Below are 15,654 nucleotides of genomic sequence, written 5' to 3' on the forward strand. Positions count from 1 at the left end.
CCATCCTACCTGCTGCTCAAGGACATGCTGCGCGCCGCAGGCCTGCCAGATGCCCCGCAGATCATCGGCGAGCCGGTGCGCTGGCCGCTGCTGGTGCGTGGCAACATGGACCAGGGGCCGGATGCCGCGCGTGATTTCGTCCAGGGTTTCATCCAGGCGCGCCTTGAAGAAGCCCCTTGTACCTGCCTTTGGCTGATCGGCATGCCGGCCTTGCGCTTTGCCGCCAATACCGACGCCCAGGCCTATTACCAAGCACTCAAGCTCGACGGTCTGGGCGATGCCTGGGCCTTGCCGGGCCTTGAACTGTTGATGGACGAGCCGCAGCGCAAGGCGGACGTCTGGAAAGCGATGCGCCAGCTGATGGCGCGCTGGAAGAGCGTTGAATGAGTGAATCGATCAGTTTCCGCCCCATGACCGAGGCGGATCTGGATGCCGTGCTTAAGATCGAATATGCCGCGTTCAGCCATCCCTGGACCCGCGGGATTTTCCAGGATGCGCTCAAGTCCTACGAAGTGTGGTTGATGTTCGATGGTCAGCAGCAGGTCGGCCATGGTGTGATCAACGTGATCATCGACGAAGCGCACCTGCTGAACATTACCGTCAAGCCGGAGAACCAGGGGCGTGGCCTGGGTTTGCGCTTGCTCGAGCACCTGATGGCTCGGGCCTATCAGCTCAATGGGCGCGAGTGTTTCCTGGAGGTGCGGGCCAGCAACCAGTCGGCCTATCGCTTGTATGAGCGGTACGGCTTCAACGAGATCGGCCGTCGGCGTGATTACTACCCGGTGGCTGGCGGGCGCGAGGATGCGCTGGTGATGGCTTGTACGTTGCTCGAAGACTGACTTTCAATCCTTCCTGCTCTGTTGCCAGTAATTTGTGCATGCTTAACTCCTTGTAATGGCCGCCCCGATGGGCGGCCGTGCTCATGCTGGGGCAGAGGGAGCGGGGATGAGAAGGACGAAATGGCTGCTGATGGCCGCAAGCGTGATGCTGGGTGGCGTGGCTCAGGCCGATGAGCGTGACCTGTGGATGTTCGCGCAATGGGCCGGGGATCATCACACCCGCCCTTTTCGGGAGATGCTGGTGGACGCCCGCCTGTATGGCGTGGTGCCGATTCATCAATTGCTGCGCTCGGCGTCGGACTGGCGGCTGTGCAAGGCTTCACCGTTTGCCGTGCCGCCGCCTGGCAACTGGCCGGCGGTGCGCTCTACGCTGGCGCTGATCAATACGCTGGAAAAGCAAGGCATCCTGCGCCAGTTCGAAGTGGTCTCCGCCTACCGTGACCCCGCCTTGAACAGGTGCGCAGGTGGGGCCGCGGGCAGTGCCCATACCCGTGCCTTCGCAGTCGATATCCTCCTGCCGGCCTGGGCCGACCCCAACCCGTTGTGCCGCTTCTGGCAGCAGCATGGCCAGGCCTGGGGCATGGGGCTGGGGCGCTACCCGACAGGCCGCATCCATATCGATACCGCGGGTTATCGCACCTGGGGCGGTGATGGCAGTGCGGCGTCGTCGTTCTGCAGCAAGCCCAGGTGAGCGAGGCAGGCCTGGCTTTCTCCCACTACCCAATCGGCAAAGCATTGGCGCTTGCCGCCGTCATCCAGCGGTTGCGGGCTTAGCAGGTGATAGGCGGATCCATCGCGCAGAAAGCCGAATGGCGCCTGCAACTGCCCGCTGTCGAGTTCGTCGCGCACCATCAGCGCCGAGGCGATCGCCAGGCCCAGGCCGGCACTGGCGGCCTGCAGTGACAGGTAGAAGTGTTCGTAGTCGCTGCGTTGGCAGTGTCGCGCTTGCTGGCCACTCAGGCGCAGCCACGCGGGCCAGGCACTGGGGCGAGTGTTGCTGTGCAACTGGCGTTGGCCATCGAGTGCGGTGCCGCCATCGCGGTTGACCGGGCCGATCCATTCGTCGCAGACCTTCAGCGCGTGCAGGGTGGGCGGCCAATGGAAGTCATCACGTCGCAGTGCCAGGTCAACGCCGCTGCGGGCAAAGTCCAGCGGCCCACCGGCGGCCACCAGGTGCAGTTGCAGGTCCGGGTGGGCGGCATGAAAGCGGGGCAGGCGGGGGATCAGCCAGCGCATGGCGATGGTCGGCTCGCAAGAAAGGACCAGCACATTGTCCGGTTCCTGCTGCTGCAGGCGCTGCACTGCGCTTTCGAGTTGCTCGAAGATGGCCTGGGTGGTGCCGTGCAGTGCGCGACCGGCCGGAGTCAGGAAGATTGCCCGGTTACGGCGCTCGAACAGCTCGACACCTAGGCTTTCCTCAAGCAGGCGAACCTGGCGGCTGACGGCGCCATGGGTGACGTGCAGGCGTTCGGCGGCCCGCACGAAGCTTTCGGTTTCGGCGGCGATGTCGAAGTAACGCAAGGCAGTGAGTGGGGGAAGTTTCATGGGCTTGAAGTTGCCAGCGACGGCACGGCACCTGTGTGAGAAAAACTAGCGGATTCGCGTAACTATAAATCGATTTTCCCAGCTCACTGCTATTTCGATAATGGCGACATCTGTGCATTTTCATCGCCTATCGAGGACTTCCTTCGTGACTGAGCTTTTCGCTATCGCCCTTTTCACCCTGCTGGCCGTCTTCAGCCCTGGCGCGGATTTCGCCATGGTCACCCGCAGCAGTTATGCACAGGGCCGCAAGGCCGGCCTGGCGGCGGCTGTGGGTATAGCCCTCGGCGTTCAGGTGCATGTGCTGTACACGGTGTTGGGCATTGCCGTGGTCATCAGTCAGAGCCCTGCGCTGTTCCTGGCCATGAAAATGCTGGGCGCGGGATACCTGATCTATCTGGGATATCAGTCGCTGACCAGCACCACCCGCATCAGTCTTGATGGCCAGGAATCGGCTGTGGGGCTGCTGGCTGCCTTGCGCACGGGCTTCCTGACCAACGCCCTCAACCCCAAAACCATGCTGTTCGTGATCAGTGCCTACACCCAGGTCGTGCAGCCAGGTAGCCCGTTGGCGCTGGACTTCGCTTATGGTGCGTTCATGTCGCTGGCCCACTGGGCGTGGTTTAGTCTGGTGGCGGTGTTTTTTTCCTGCGCCGGGTTGCGCAAGGTAATGATCGAGCGCCAGCGGCTGGTCGACCGCCTGATTGGTGTAGCGCTGATAGGGCTTGGCTTGGCAGTGGCGGTGTCGGGGGTGCGCTGAAAGCGATAGAGAAGGGTGCAAACTTTTTTGCAGGCAAAAGAAAAGGGCCTACCTTGCGGTAAGCCCTTTTCAAGTTTGGTGGCTACACAGGGACTTGAACCCCGGACCCCAGCATTATGAATGCTATGCTCTAACCAACTGAGCTATGTAGCCGATGGCGCGCATTATTCCCTTGTGATGCCCCTGTGTCAACACTCATTTCAAAAAAAATTTGCACGCTTTCAAAAACTTAGCCGCCCAGCCTGTTTTCAGCGCACGATCAGCCATTGACCGAGAATGCTGTACACCTGCAGGCGCTGCTCGGCAATCAGGGCGTCGAGGGTTTCTCCGGCGCGGTCGAGGTTGAAGTCGCCACTTACCCGCCGATCGGCCACCTGTTCGTCCATCATCCATACGCGGCGGCCCTGGTAGCTGGCCAGGCGTTCGATGACTTGGCCCAACGGCATGTCGATGGCGCGCAGGTGGCCGCTGCGCCAGGCGTTCGCGTTTTTGACATCGACCTTCTGCACGGGGTTGATCCGGGCATCGGTGAAGGTCACCCGCTCACCCGCCGACACCATGCGCTGGTCGCTACCCTGGGCGATCATGGCCTTGCCATTGAGCACCACCAGTTCGTCATGCCCGGCATGGCGCGCCACCATCAGGCGAGTGCCGAATACCTGGATACGCGCATCGTCCACCTGCAGTTCAAGGGCGCGGCCGTCGAGCATCACGTGCAGCTCGACCTGGCCCTGCACAACCTGCAGCAGGCGGGTACGCCCGCGCAGGTCGGCATTCAGTGCACTCGCGCTGTCCAGGTGCAGGGTTGAGCCATCGGCCAGGCGTACGCTGCGCCGCTCGCCAGCGCCAGTGTGCAGCTCGCTGCCCAGGCGCTGCATCAGTGGCCAATACAGGTACGCCAACACGGCCAGCGCCAGCAGGAACAGCAATGCCAGCCCTTTGCCGAGGTGGCTGCGTCGCACGGTGACCTGGCGCGGGCGAGGCCGTGCCGGTGGCGCTTGCAATTGCTGCCAGCAGGCTTCGAGCTCGGCGTAGGCATGGGCATTGAGCGGGGCCTGGCACCAGCGGGCGAAGGCCTGGCGTTCCCGGTCATCGCAGCCTGGTTGGCGCAGGCGGGAGAACCACGCCAGTGCTTCCTGTTGGGCGTCGGCCTGAATCTGCGTGGCGGGCATCGGGCTCATGCTGAAATGTGCTCGCTAAAGGGCGTTTGCGCCCAACAATTGCGGGGGATTAGGTGTGAGGATGCTAAATATATTGAGAACTATTTGCAAGTACGCAGTAATAGAGGGATAAAAAGGTAGCTATGTATCCATTTGTTTCCTGATAATCGGATCCCAAACCTGCGGACGGAACTCAAGCTCATGGCCATCAGCAGCACCTCCACCGCCAGCACCGGTTCGGCAAGCCAAGCCAACCCACTGGTGATGCGCATCATCGCCTTCTGCGCGCTGGCGCACCTGATCAATGACCTCATCCAGTCGGTGCTGCCGGCGATCTACCCCATGCTCAAGGCCAATTACGACCTGAGCTTCACCCAGATCGGCCTGATCACACTGACCTTCCAGATAACGGCGTCGCTGCTGCAGCCCTGGGTCGGCTTCTTCACCGACCGCCGGCCGACACCGAACCTGTTGCCGCTCGGCACCCTGTGCACGTTGGTAGGTATCGTCATGCTGGCCTTCGTCGGCAGCTTCCCGATGATCTTGCTGGCTTCTGCGCTGGTGGGTATCGGCTCGTCGACCTTCCACCCGGAGACCTCGCGGATTGCGCGGCTGGCCTCAGGTGGGCGTTTCGGCCTGGCGCAGTCGACCTTTCAGGTCGGTGGCAACGCAGGCTCGGCCTTCGGCCCGCTGCTGGCGGCAGCCATCGTCATCCCGTTCGGCCAGACCCATGTGGCCTGGTTCGGCGTGGCTGGCCTGCTGTTCTTTGCCGTGACCCTGATGCTGCGCCGCTGGTACACCGAGCATCTCAACCAGGCCAAGGCGCGCAAGGTGGTGCAGGCCACCCATGGCATCTCGCGCAAGCGTGTGATCGCGGCGTTGGTCGTGCTGGGCCTGCTGGTGTTCTCCAAGTACTTCTACATGGCCAGCTTCACCAGCTACTTCACCTTCTATCTGATCGAGAAGTTCGACCTGTCGGTGGCCAGCTCGCAACTGCACCTGTTCCTGTTCCTTGGCGCGGTCGCGGCCGGCACCTTCTTTGGTGGCCCGATCGGTGACCGCATCGGGCGCAAGGCGGTCATCTGGTTCTCGATCCTTGGTGTGGCGCCGTTCACCCTGGCGCTGCCGTACGCCGATCTGTTCTGGACCACCGTGCTGAGCGTGGTCATTGGCTTCATTCTGGCGTCGGCGTTCTCGGCGATCGTGGTGTACGCCCAGGAGCTGGTACCGGGCAGTGTGGGCATGATTGCCGGGGTCTTCTTCGGGCTGATGTTCGGCTTTGGCGGGATTGGCGCAGCGCTGCTGGGGTACGTTGCGGATTTGCGCGGTATCGAGTACGTGTATGGCGTGTGTTCGTTCCTGCCGTTGTTCGGCCTGTTGGCCGTGTTTCTGCCCAATACCGGTAAGCGCTGACAGCGTAGGGGCTGCTTTGCAGCCCAATCGCCGGCAAGCCGGTGCCATGGACCGCAGCGGCTGAATCGCCGGCAATTGACGGCTCAGCCTGGCTTGGCCTAGAGTGCCGCCTCTTTTCCCCAACCTGCGTAGTAGCCAAAGCAATGTGCCGTACCCAGTCCCTACCACACGCCCGCCAGCCTGCCCTCCAGGCCATGCGTCGCGCGTGGCCGAGCGATACGGTGCTCAAGCGTCGCCGCAGTGTGCTGTTTGCCTTTACCTTCTCGCCACACCTCGCCCTGAACTGACCTGCGCTCCTGCGTCGTCCGCCGTCCCGGCGTGCGCCTGGGCGCCTGTATCTGCGCGTCTTTTCAGTTTGCTGGGAGTGGTACATGAACATGCGTTTGCTGGCGGGCCTTCTGTTCGCCGTGTCTGTGGTCGGCTTCAGCCTGGGGGCCAGCCTGCCGCTGGTGTCGTTGCGTCTGCATGAGGCCGGTGCCGGCACCTTGCAGATCGGCATCATCTCGGCCATCCCCGCTGCGGGGATGATGCTTTCGGCGTTCATGGTCGATGCCTGTTGCCGGTACCTGACCCGGCGCACCATCTACCTGCTTTGCTTCAGCCTGTGCACCGTGAGCATCGCCTTGCTGGAATGGGCATTCGATTCGGTCTGGATGCTGGCCCTGCTGCGCCTGGGCCTGGGTATCGGCATGGGCATCGCGATCATCTTGGGCGAGTCATGGGTCAACGAACTGTGCCCCGATCACAACCGCGGCAAGATCATGGCGCTTTACGCCACCAGCTTCACCGGCTTCCAGGTACTCGGCCCGGCGATGCTCGCAGTGATTGGCGCCAACAGCCCGTGGATCACCGGTGTGGTGACCTTCTGCTATGGCCTGGCGCTGCTGTGCATTGTGCTGACCGTGCCCAACGATCATGTGGAGCATGGTGAAGAGGGCGAGAAAAGCTTCGGCCTGGCGGGCTTCTTCCGCGTCGCCCCGGCGTTGTGCGTGGCTGTGCTGTTCTTCTCCTTCTTCGATGCGGTCGTGCTGTCGTTGCTGCCGGTGTATGCCACCAGCCATGGTTTTGCCGTGGGCGTGGCGGCGCTGATGGTGACGGTGGTGTTCGCCGGTGACATGGTTTTCCAGTTGCCGTTGGGCTGGCTGGCCGACCGGGTCGAGCGCACCGGGCTGCACCTGGTGTGCGGGCTGGTGGCGATGGCGATCGGTATTGCCTTGCCATGGCTGCTGGACATGACCTGGCTGCTATGGCCGCTGCTGGTGGTGCTTGGCGCTGTGGCAGGGGGTATCTATACCTTGGCGCTGGTGCTGATCGGGCAGCGTTTCAAGGGCCAGGACCTGGTCACCGCCAATGCCAGCGTTGGCCTTTTGTGGGGCGTGGGCAGCCTGGTCGGGCCGCTGGTCAGCGGCGCGGCGATGGATGTGGCGCCGCATGGGCTGCCGATGGCGCTGGCGATCATGGCGGGGCTGTTCGTGTGCTTTGCCCGGCAGTCGTACCGGCGGGCCGGTAAGCTGCGGGCAGTGGCGGACTGAGGATTGTTGTTGCCAGTGCTGGCCCTATTGCCGGCAAGCCGGCTCCTACAGGTGCACCTGAGGCCTTGAGGGTAGTGGGGGCCAGGCAGCCTGGGTCAGAAGCTGCCGCGCAAGGTCACTGACACATTGCGCGGGTCACCCCAGTAATACCCGGTCGGTGTCGGCGCCACCTGGCGGTAGTACTTCTTGTCGAAGATATTGTTGGCATTGAGCTGCAACGAGTAATGCTCGTTGAACCGGTAATTGACCATCGCGTTATACACCGCATACCCCGCCTGCGAGGCCTCGGCGCTGCCGCTGCGGTTGTAGATATCGCTCTGCGCCTGCACGCCGCCGCCAACCGTCCACGCTTGCAGCTCGCCCGGCAGGCGATAGCTGGTGAACAGGCGCAGCATGCGCTTGGGGTCGGTGGTGCGGATGGCGTTGCCGGTGTTGCTGATGGTGTCCTTGAGTTGCTTGGTGGTGTTGTAGGTGTAGCCACCGGTCACGTTCCAGCCTGGCAATACTTCGCCGGAAATCTCCAGCTCGAAGCCTTGGCTGCGGTTCTTGCCAGCAGCCACCTTGCAATAGCCCGAGGTGTAGTTGGGCGGGCAGGGGTTGGGGCCGCTCAGGTCATCCAGGGCGTTGCCGACCTGGTAGATGCGGAAGAACGCCAGCGAGGTGTTCAGCCGCCCCTCGTAGAACTCGCCCTTGATTCCGGTCTCGTAAGCTTCGCCTGTGGTGGGCTCCAGCACCGAGCCGCTGACGTCGGTGGCGGTCTGCGGGTTGAAGATTTCGGTGTAGCTGGCGTAGGTGCTGAAGTTATCGTTGAGGTCGTAGATCAGCGCTGCATACGGCACGATCTTGTTGTCGACGCTGAACTTGCCGTTCGACTTGACGTTGTTTTCCTGCTCGTAGTCATACCAGTTGGCGCGCGCCCCGATGATTGCCGTGAGCGGGTCTGCCAGGGAAATGCGCCAGGTGGCGTAGGCCGCTTCCTGGGTGGTGCGCGTGCGCACCGGATGAGCGGTTATGTTGATGTCCGGTTCGGCCAGGCTGGTCTTTGGGTCCCACTCGCGGATGTCGAAAACACCGGAGGATACGAAGTTGGTGGCCGAGGCGTAGGAGTCATTGCGAATGCGCTCGACACCCAGCATCAGGTCATGGCTGCGACCGAGCAGCTCGAACGGCCCGTTGAGGGTGGCGCTCAGGTTGTTCTGCAGGCTCTCGCCGCCGTCGCCCTCGGTAACCTGATAGTTCATCAGGTAGGGGTTGTTGCTGGGGTTGGCAGCGCCGCTGGCACGGGTGAAGTAGGTCTGCTTGAAACCGTGGTCATCCAGCTCGAAGTGCGTGCGCTGGGCCATCAGCTTGAGCGACCAGTCGTTGTCGAAACGGTGTTCGAGCTCGGCAAAGGTCTGCAGGTTGCTGCGGTCCCAGCGGTTCCAGTCGGCACCCAGGTAAGTGCTGCGGCCAAACGCAAGGGGCGAGCCATCATAGTCGGCGGGCAGGTTGCCCCAGGCGCCGGTGGCATCGAGCTTGGTCCACTCAAGGCCAGTGGTCAGGGTGGTGCTTTCATTCAGATCGAAGGCCAGCACACCGTAGAACACCTCTTTGCGCTCCTGGCGCGAGTCCTGGAAATGGTCCTTGTCATCGTGTACGGCGATCACCCGGCCTCGCACGTTGCCGGTTTCTGTTAGCGGGCCGGAGATATCGGCGACATAACGCTGGGCATCCCAGGAGCCGAGGGTGACGCTGCCTTCGCCCTGAAATTCGTGCGTCGGGCGTTTGCGCACCAGGTTGACGGTGCCTGACGGGTTACCCGCGCCGCGAATCATGCCGGTGGCCCCGCGCAAGATCTCGGCCCGGTCGATGATGGCCGAATCGCTCTGGATGAATGAACCACCGCCGCTGCCCTGTACCACGGTGGCGCCATCGTACTGGATGGCATCGATCGCATAGCCGCGTGAGTAGTACTGCACGCGTTCGCTGTCGGTGAGGTTCACCACCACACCAGGCGTCTGCTCCAGCAGGTTGGTCAGGTTGGTGATGTTCTGGTCGTCGATGCGCTGGCGGGTGACCACGGTCACCGACTGCGGGGTGTGGCGAATGCTTTGTGCGGTCTTGCCGATGGTGACCGCACCGGTCGTGTAGGAGCCACTGTGCTCGGTGGTTTCCCCCAGGCGATCGCTGGAAATGCTGGTGGCACCCAGTTGCAGTGCGCCACCGGCGTCCAGTGCGGGTATCAGCAGAAAGCTGTTATCGCCTTCCTGTTGCACTTGCACATCGCTGCCCATCAGCACGAGGGTCAATGCTTGGGCCGGCTCGTGGCGCCCCTGCACGCCTTGGGTGGTCTTGCCCTGCAGGCTGTTCGCATCGAACGACAGGCTCAGGCCGCCTTGCCGGGCCACCTGGTCCAGTGCCGGGGCCAGAGGGCCTGCGGGGATGCTCCAGTCGATTTGCCGGTGCTGGCTGGCGGGTGCAGCCGCGACCTGTGCGGGCAGTGCCAGGGCGCTGCCCAGGCCGAGGCCGAACACGGCGGCGCGCACGGCGTGGCGCAGCCTGTCGTTGCGGGGGGAACACGGGTGGATCATGGACCGCTCCTGAAGGTTTCGTAGACCACTTTTCGGGCTTTGTTCCTTCAGGCCGGACGAGAATGAGATTCCACCTCATTCTTTTTCAAAAAAGATCAGGCAGCCCCGACGCTGACCCAATAGCGTGTGCGGTAATCGACACGTACCGGCAGGCTGCGGGTGAGCAGTTGCAGAATCTGCTCGGTATCGTTCAGCTGGTAAGTGCCGGATACCTTCAGCGCGGCCACCTCGCCAGCGCAGCGCAGCAGGCCCGGGCGGTAACGGGCCAGTTCGGCGCAGAACTCGCCCAGTGGCATCTGTTGCACGCTGAGCACACCGTCGGTCCAGCCCCACGGGTCGCCATGCAACGAGGCAAGCGCGTGAGCCCCGTGCGGCGATACTTGCAACACCTCGCCCGCCTGCACCACGCGTGGTGAAGGGGAGGCCGGGAACAAGGTGACTTTGCCGCGGCGCACGGCCAGCAACAGGCCCTGATCGTTTTCGCGCAGCAGCAGTTGGCCGTCCTGGGTAGCCAGGGCGCCGACCCGGGTGGTGATGCGGAACGGGCGGTTGTCGCCAGGGTTGCTGGCCAGGCTGACTTCGCCGCGCAGCAGGGTCAGTTCGCGCAGCTCGGCGCTGTAGTGCAGGTCGATGGCGCTGGCCGTGTTGAGCTGGATCTGGCTGCCATCACTACCCTGCAACCGGCGACGTTCGCCAGTGCCGGTGCTGTTGTCGGCCATCAGGGCGGGCAGGCCGAGCGGCTCGCGCGCGGCCCAACCGGCGGTGCCGCCGATCGCCAGCACCGCCAGCAGTTTGAGGTGGTCACGGCGGTTGATGCGCTGGCGTTGGCGGCCATCGAGGGTGCGCCGACTAAGGTCGCTGGGGAGCCCCGCCAGTTCGTCGCTGAGGGTGCTCACCCGCTGCCAGGCCTGGGCGTTGTGCGGGTGGTGGGCCAACCATTGCTGGAACTGCTGTTCGGTAGCCGGGCTTGGGGTGTCGAAGCGCAGCTTCACCAGCCATTCGATGGCCTGGTCGACCTGGGCCTGCGCGGGTACTTGATCAGAGCTCGGCATAGCGCAACCGGTAGCAGACGCCCAGGGCCTTGGCCAGGTCGCGTTCCACGGTGGCACGCGAAACGCCAAGGCGAAGGGCGATCTGCGCGATGCTCAGGCCATCGAGCTGGGCCAGCAAAAAGGCCTGGCGGGCGCGGGGCCTGAGCTGGTGCAGGGCACGGTCAAGGCGCTCGAGGGCATCCAGAATCACCAGGCGATGTTCTTCGCTGGGCACTTCGCCTTCGGGTACATGGGCCAGGCTTTCCTGGTAGGCGCGCTCCAGGGCGCGACGGCGGAACTGGTCGATCATCAGGCCGCGAGCGATGCTGCTCAGGTAAGCCCGCGGTTCTTTGATCGGCGAAACCTGGCGTGCACGCAGCAGGCGCACGAAGGTGTCCTGCGCAAGGTCTGCAGCGTGTTCCTGGCAGCCGACCCGGCTGCGCAGCCAGCCACGTAGCCAAGCGTGATGGGACTGATAGAGCAGGGCGACTTCGGCCGGTTTGAGCGTGTCGTTGAGCTGCATCGTAGCGGCTGATCCCAGGAAGCATGCGTGACTGTGAATAGTTCTCAATTCTATGCATGGATGATGGCACGGGGCAATGGTTGCCCGGAATTAGCTGCGCAAGATTCGGCGTTTCCACGATCAGTGGCTGGGCTAAGCTGGTCCTGCCTTGAACCCACTGGAGCTATGGATGATCCTGGCCGACCTCTCGCCTGAAGCCTATCGCGAAGCCACCGATTACCTGGCCGCGCTGGACCCTGACTGGGCGCGGCACATTGCTGCGACCGGGCCGTGCCTGCACCGGGCGACACCGGGGCGCGAGCCCTATGAGGCGCTGGTACGGGCGATCGCCTACCAGCAGCTGCATGCCCGTGCGGCCGAAGCGATACTGGGGCGATTGCTGGCGCTGTTTCCTGACGATGGGTTTCCCGCGCCGAGGCAGTTGCTTGAGGTGGCGCCGGAAACGATGCGTACCTGTGGGTTTTCCGCGAGCAAGCTGGCGACAATCCACGGGATTGCCCAGGCCGCGCTGGACGGGGCGGTGCCGTGCCGGGAAGAGGCATTGGGCATGAGCGATGAGGCCTTGATCGAGCGCCTGGTTGCCTTGCGCGGCGTGGGCCGCTGGACCGTCGAGATGCTGCTGATCTACAGCCTGGAGCGCTCGGATGTGTTGCCGGTGGACGATTTTGCGGTGCGTGAGGGGTATCGTCGCCTCAAGGGGCTGGGCAAGGCGCCGACGCCGGCGCAGATGCGGTCGCTGGGCGCCGGGTGGCGTCCGCACCGCACGGTGGCAGCCTGGTATCTGTGGCGGGCCTGAGACGAATCAGCTTGGTTGAGGCATACCGCAATGACCCCCTACACCACTGACGAACAACGCTGGCAAGCTGTCTACACCCGCGACGCGGCAGCAGCAGGCCATTTCGTCTACGCCGTGCGCACCACCGGCATTTATTGCCAACCCGGCTGCAAATCGCGCATGGCCAAACGCGAGAACGTCGAATTCTTCACCGATGCCGCCGCCGCGCAGGCCGCAGGCTATCGTCCCTGCCGGCGCTGCCAGGCCAAGCCGTCGAGCATTCGCCGCTGCGAACTGGTAGCCCGCGCCTGCCGCCTGCTCGAAACCCCGGACAATCCACCCGGCCTCGGCCAGCTCGGGGCACAACTGGGTGTCAGCCCGTACCACTTGCACCGCCTGTTCAAGGCTGAAACCGGCCTCACGCCAAAGGCCTATGCCACAGCCTTCCGCGCCCGGCGCCTGCGCGAGCGGCTGGGCGAGGGGAAAACATCGGTGACCGATGCCATCTTTGATGCCGGTTACAACTCCAATAGCCGTTTCTACGAAAGCGCCGATCAGCGCTTGGGCATGCGCCCGCGCCAGTACCGCGCCGGTGGCGCGGGTATGGCCATTCATTTCGCCGTAGGGCAGTGTTCACTGGGGGCGATCCTGGTGGCGCAAAGCGAAAAAGGCATCTGCGCAATCCTGTTGGGTGATGCACCTGAAGCGCTGCTCGAGCAATTGCAGGATCAATTCCCTAACGCTCGCCTGATCGGCGGCGATGCCGAGTACGAACGACTGGTGGCGCAGGTGGTGGGCTTCGTCGAGGCGCCCGCCCTGGGCCTGGACTTGCCTCTGGATGTGCAGGGCACCGCGTTTCAGGAGCGGGTCTGGCAAGCCCTGCGCGAAGTCCCGCTGGGCGGCCGGGTAAGCTATACCGAGATTGCCGAGCGCATTGGCGCGCCCAAAGCCGTGCGTGCCGTGGCCATGGCTTGTGCGGCCAACCGTATCGCCGTGGCGATTCCTTGCCATCGGGTGGTGCGCCGAGACGGCGACATCAGCGGCTACCGCTGGGGGGTGGAGCGCAAGCGGCAACTGTTGGAGCGAGAAACGGCACTCTCCTGAAGGCCGCAAGCCGCGTAGAATCCACCGCCAAATAGCCTTGTGATGAGGAACGTTCGATGAGGCGTGTCTGCCTTGCCCGATTTTACCTGGGTGTAATGGCCCTGATGCTGGCGCTTGCGTCGCCGGCCTGGTCGGCTTCCGTGCCGGTTGCCAACCTGGTTGCCAGCGAGCTGCCGGTGCTGGATGAAAACGCAAGTATCGAGCAGTTGAGCGACAGGCTCGACCAGATTCGTCAGGGCGTGACCAGCAACGCCAACGACGACCTGCTCTCGCAACTGCGCATGGCTACCGTGCAGGTCCAGCGACAGGCCGATGCGTTGAGCACCTTGCGCGCTGCTGACGTGCAGAAGCTCGACGACAAGCTCAAGGTCATCGGCCCGGTACAGAAGGATGAAGCCGCGACCCTGGCCTTGCAGCGCAAGGAGCTGGAGGCGCAGAAAAAGTCCGTGCTCGCCGAGCAGGATCAGGCCACCAAGCTGACTCAGTCGGCGCGCGACCTGTCCACGCAAATCGTCAACCTGCGCCGTAGCCAGTTCAACTCGCAAGTGACCAGCCGGGCGGCCACCCCGCTGAGCCCGGCTTTCTGGCAGTCGCTGATCCGTCCTACCGAGGACGATGTGATGCGCCTGCGTGACTTGCGCGGCGAGGCGGCCGATGCCGTCGCCAGTGCCTTGAGCGCTGAACACCGCGGGTTCTTCATCACTAGCCTGGTGGCCGCGATCCTGGTCTGGACACTGGTCCGCCTGGTCCTTGAGCGCCTGCTCGCTGCCGCCATGATTCGTTGGCTGCCCGAAGGCCGCCTGCGCCGAAGCGCATTGGCCTTGAGCGTGAGCCTGGCCACCCTGGGCACTATCGCCGGCGCCGTGTCGCTGCTGCGTTGGGGCCTTCAAAGCAGTGCCATGCTGGGCTCGGACATGGCCAGCCTGACCAACCACTTCCTCATGCTCGTGGTGTTCAGTGCCTTCATCACCGGCCTTGGCCGGGCCATGTTGATGCTGCAACGGCCTTCCTGGCGTTTGCCGCCGATCCCCGACGAAGTGGCCAGTGCTCTGGGTTGGTTCCCCAAGTTGCTGGCCCTGGCACTGATGGTGATGCTGACCTTCGAGCGCATCAACAGTGTGATCGGCACCAGCCTGGCGCTGACTGTCGCCACCAACGGCCTGACCGCGCTGGTGGTGGCCGCCATCTTCTCCGCGGCGCTCATACGTTACCGCCGGACCTTGCGCAAACATGAGCTGGCGCGCCCGACCGGCCTGGCAGGGCTGATCCCGTTCGTGATCGTGGTGTGGGTCGGGCTCATCTTGCTGACGCTGCTGGCCGGCTACCTCACCCTGGCTTACTTCCTCACTGCCAAGCTGCTGTGGATCAGCATGGTCGCCACCTGCGCCTACCTTTTGACCACCTTCCTGGCTGATCTGTGCGAAACCCTGCTGTCGCCGCGTCAACCCGGCGGCCTGGCGCTGGCGTCGTCGCTGGGCCTGGCACCACGCCATCAGGCCCAGGCCAGCACCATCCTGACCGGTGTCAGCCGCACGGTCCTGCTGTTCCTGGCCGTGATGCTGGCGTTGATGCCGTCGGGCACCAGCCCCGGCGAGCTGCTGCTGAGCCTGGGCGATTGGGACGGCACCGGTGGCAAGTTGCTTGGCAACCTGAACATCGTGCCGCAAGACATCCTGCTGGCCGTGGCGATGCTGTTAGGCGGCATGCTCGGTATCCGTGTGCTCAAGCGCTGGCTGAGCGAGCGCCTGCTGCCGGAAACTGACATGGACGCCGGCATGCGTGCCTCGCTGGTAACCCTGGTCGGTTACCTGGGCTTCCTGTTCCTGGCCATGCTGGTGATGTCGACCCTGCGGATCAACCTCACCAGCCTGACCTGGGTAGTCAGCGCGCTGTCGGTGGGTATCGGTTTCGGCTTGCAGCAGATCGTGCAGAACTTCATTTCCGGTCTGATCCTGCTCACCGAGCGCCCGGTCAAGGTGGGCGACTGGGTGAGCCTGGCGGGCGTCGAGGGTGACATTCGCCGGATCAACGTGCGCGCCACCGAGATCCAGATGTCCGACCGCTCCACGGTGATCGTGCCCAACTCGCAGTTCATCTCGCAGAACGTGCGCAACGTGACCATGGGCAATGCCTTGGGCGTGGTGGGCATCACCCTGACCTTGCCGCTGGAGACCGATGCCAACCAGGTGCGCGACCTGCTGCTGACTGCCTTTCACGAGCATGAGGCGATCCTGGACGCGCCGGCTGCTTCGGTAACCTTCAAGGACCTGACGACCAGCGGCATGGTGATCAGTGTCAGCGGCTATGTGGCGGGGCCGCGGCAGGTGTCAGGGGCGCGCAGCGACCTGCTGTTCACCATCCTGGGGCGCTTGCGTGATGAGGGCATTCCCCTGTCTTCACCGCAG

At 63.8% G+C, this 15,654-nt stretch carries 13 protein-coding genes, 1 tRNA gene and 1 pseudogene; 9 read left to right on the top strand and 6 right to left on the bottom strand.

Annotated features, from left to right (window positions below; all coding sequences use genetic code 11):
* The 3 genes and pseudogenes from BLX42_RS03185 to BLX42_RS03195 form a co-directional block, all read left to right on the top strand.
* A pseudogene (locus BLX42_RS03185) lies at nt 1-387 on the top strand (energy transducer TonB); the annotation flags it as partial.
* A complete protein-coding gene (gene rimI / locus BLX42_RS03190) occupies nt 384-839 on the top strand; it encodes a ribosomal protein S18-alanine N-acetyltransferase (protein ID WP_012316291.1) in 456 nt (151 codons plus the stop codon). The pseudogene BLX42_RS03185 and the gene rimI, both read left to right, overlap by 4 nt.
* A 106-nt stretch (nt 840-945) precedes the next feature.
* Nucleotides 946-1,530, top strand: coding sequence for a D-Ala-D-Ala carboxypeptidase family metallohydrolase (locus BLX42_RS03195; RefSeq protein ID WP_177010242.1), 585 nt, complete (start codon nt 946-948; stop codon nt 1,528-1,530).
* Here BLX42_RS03195 and BLX42_RS03200 read toward each other — a convergent pair.
* A complete protein-coding gene (locus BLX42_RS03200; protein ID WP_161871131.1) occupies nt 1,470-2,384 on the bottom strand; it encodes a LysR substrate-binding domain-containing protein in 915 nt (304 codons plus the stop codon). The two genes, BLX42_RS03195 and BLX42_RS03200, sit on opposite strands and share 61 nt — an antisense overlap.
* A gap of 145 nt (nt 2,385-2,529) precedes the next feature.
* Here BLX42_RS03200 and BLX42_RS03205 point away from each other — a divergent pair, with 145 nt between their 5' ends.
* The gene (locus BLX42_RS03205; protein WP_161871132.1) at nt 2,530-3,141 is read left to right on the top strand and encodes a LysE family translocator; all 612 of its coding nucleotides are present in this window, start codon (nt 2,530-2,532) and stop codon (nt 3,139-3,141) included.
* 76 nt (nt 3,142-3,217) lie between these two features.
* On the opposite strand, the gene BLX42_RS03210 is transcribed toward BLX42_RS03205, so the two are convergent.
* A tRNA-Met gene (locus tag BLX42_RS03210) sits at nt 3,218-3,294 on the bottom strand.
* A 95-nt stretch (nt 3,295-3,389) separates the two neighbouring features.
* Nucleotides 3,390-4,322, bottom strand: coding sequence for a FecR domain-containing protein (locus BLX42_RS03215; protein WP_161871133.1), 933 nt, complete (start codon nt 4,320-4,322; stop codon nt 3,390-3,392).
* A 180-nt stretch (nt 4,323-4,502) separates the two neighbouring features.
* Here BLX42_RS03215 and BLX42_RS03220 point away from each other — a divergent pair, with 180 nt between their 5' ends.
* On the top strand, nt 4,503-5,714 hold the full coding sequence (locus tag BLX42_RS03220; RefSeq protein WP_115273844.1) for an MFS transporter: 1,212 nt from the start codon (nt 4,503-4,505) through the stop codon (nt 5,712-5,714).
* Nucleotides 5,715-6,085: 371 nt separating this feature from the next.
* Nucleotides 6,086-7,246 carry an MFS transporter gene (locus BLX42_RS03225; protein WP_046784585.1) on the top strand — a complete coding sequence of 387 codons (1,161 nt, stop codon included), beginning with the start codon at nt 6,086-6,088 and terminating at the stop codon, nt 7,244-7,246.
* A gap of 95 nt (nt 7,247-7,341) precedes the next feature.
* Here the strand turns inward: BLX42_RS03225 and BLX42_RS03230 are convergent, their stop codons facing one another.
* From BLX42_RS03230 to BLX42_RS03240, 3 genes are all read right to left on the bottom strand, one after another.
* Entirely contained in the window at nt 7,342-9,816 is a 2,475-nt protein-coding gene (locus BLX42_RS03230) for a TonB-dependent siderophore receptor (RefSeq protein ID WP_161871134.1), read from the bottom strand.
* A gap of 95 nt (nt 9,817-9,911) precedes the next feature.
* Complete coding sequence (locus tag BLX42_RS03235; RefSeq protein WP_161871135.1) at nt 9,912-10,868, bottom strand: FecR domain-containing protein; 957 nt, start codon at nt 10,866-10,868, stop codon at nt 9,912-9,914.
* On the bottom strand, nt 10,855-11,370 hold the full coding sequence (locus BLX42_RS03240) for a sigma-70 family RNA polymerase sigma factor (RefSeq protein ID WP_046784582.1): 516 nt from the start codon (nt 11,368-11,370) through the stop codon (nt 10,855-10,857). The genes BLX42_RS03235 and BLX42_RS03240 overlap by 14 nt, the downstream gene beginning before the upstream one ends.
* 169 nt (nt 11,371-11,539) lie before the next feature.
* Between BLX42_RS03240 and BLX42_RS03245 the strand changes: the two genes are divergently transcribed.
* From BLX42_RS03245 to BLX42_RS03255, 3 genes are all read left to right on the top strand, one after another.
* Nucleotides 11,540-12,166 (top strand): DNA-3-methyladenine glycosylase, encoded by a 627-nt coding sequence (locus BLX42_RS03245; protein WP_046784581.1) that lies wholly within the window; start codon nt 11,540-11,542, stop codon nt 12,164-12,166.
* Between the two features lie 30 nt (nt 12,167-12,196).
* Complete coding sequence (gene ada, locus BLX42_RS03250; RefSeq protein WP_161871136.1) at nt 12,197-13,249, top strand: bifunctional DNA-binding transcriptional regulator/O6-methylguanine-DNA methyltransferase Ada; 1,053 nt, start codon at nt 12,197-12,199, stop codon at nt 13,247-13,249.
* Between the two features lie 56 nt (nt 13,250-13,305).
* Nucleotides 13,306-15,654, top strand: a 2,349-nt coding sequence (locus BLX42_RS03255) for a DUF3772 domain-containing protein (protein ID WP_161871137.1), incomplete at its 3' end; no start/stop codon positions are given.

Source organism: Pseudomonas sp. SG-MS2 (assembly GCF_009933855.1).
In the GTDB taxonomy this organism is placed as follows: Bacteria; Pseudomonadota; Gammaproteobacteria; order Pseudomonadales; family Pseudomonadaceae; genus Aquipseudomonas; species Aquipseudomonas putida_E.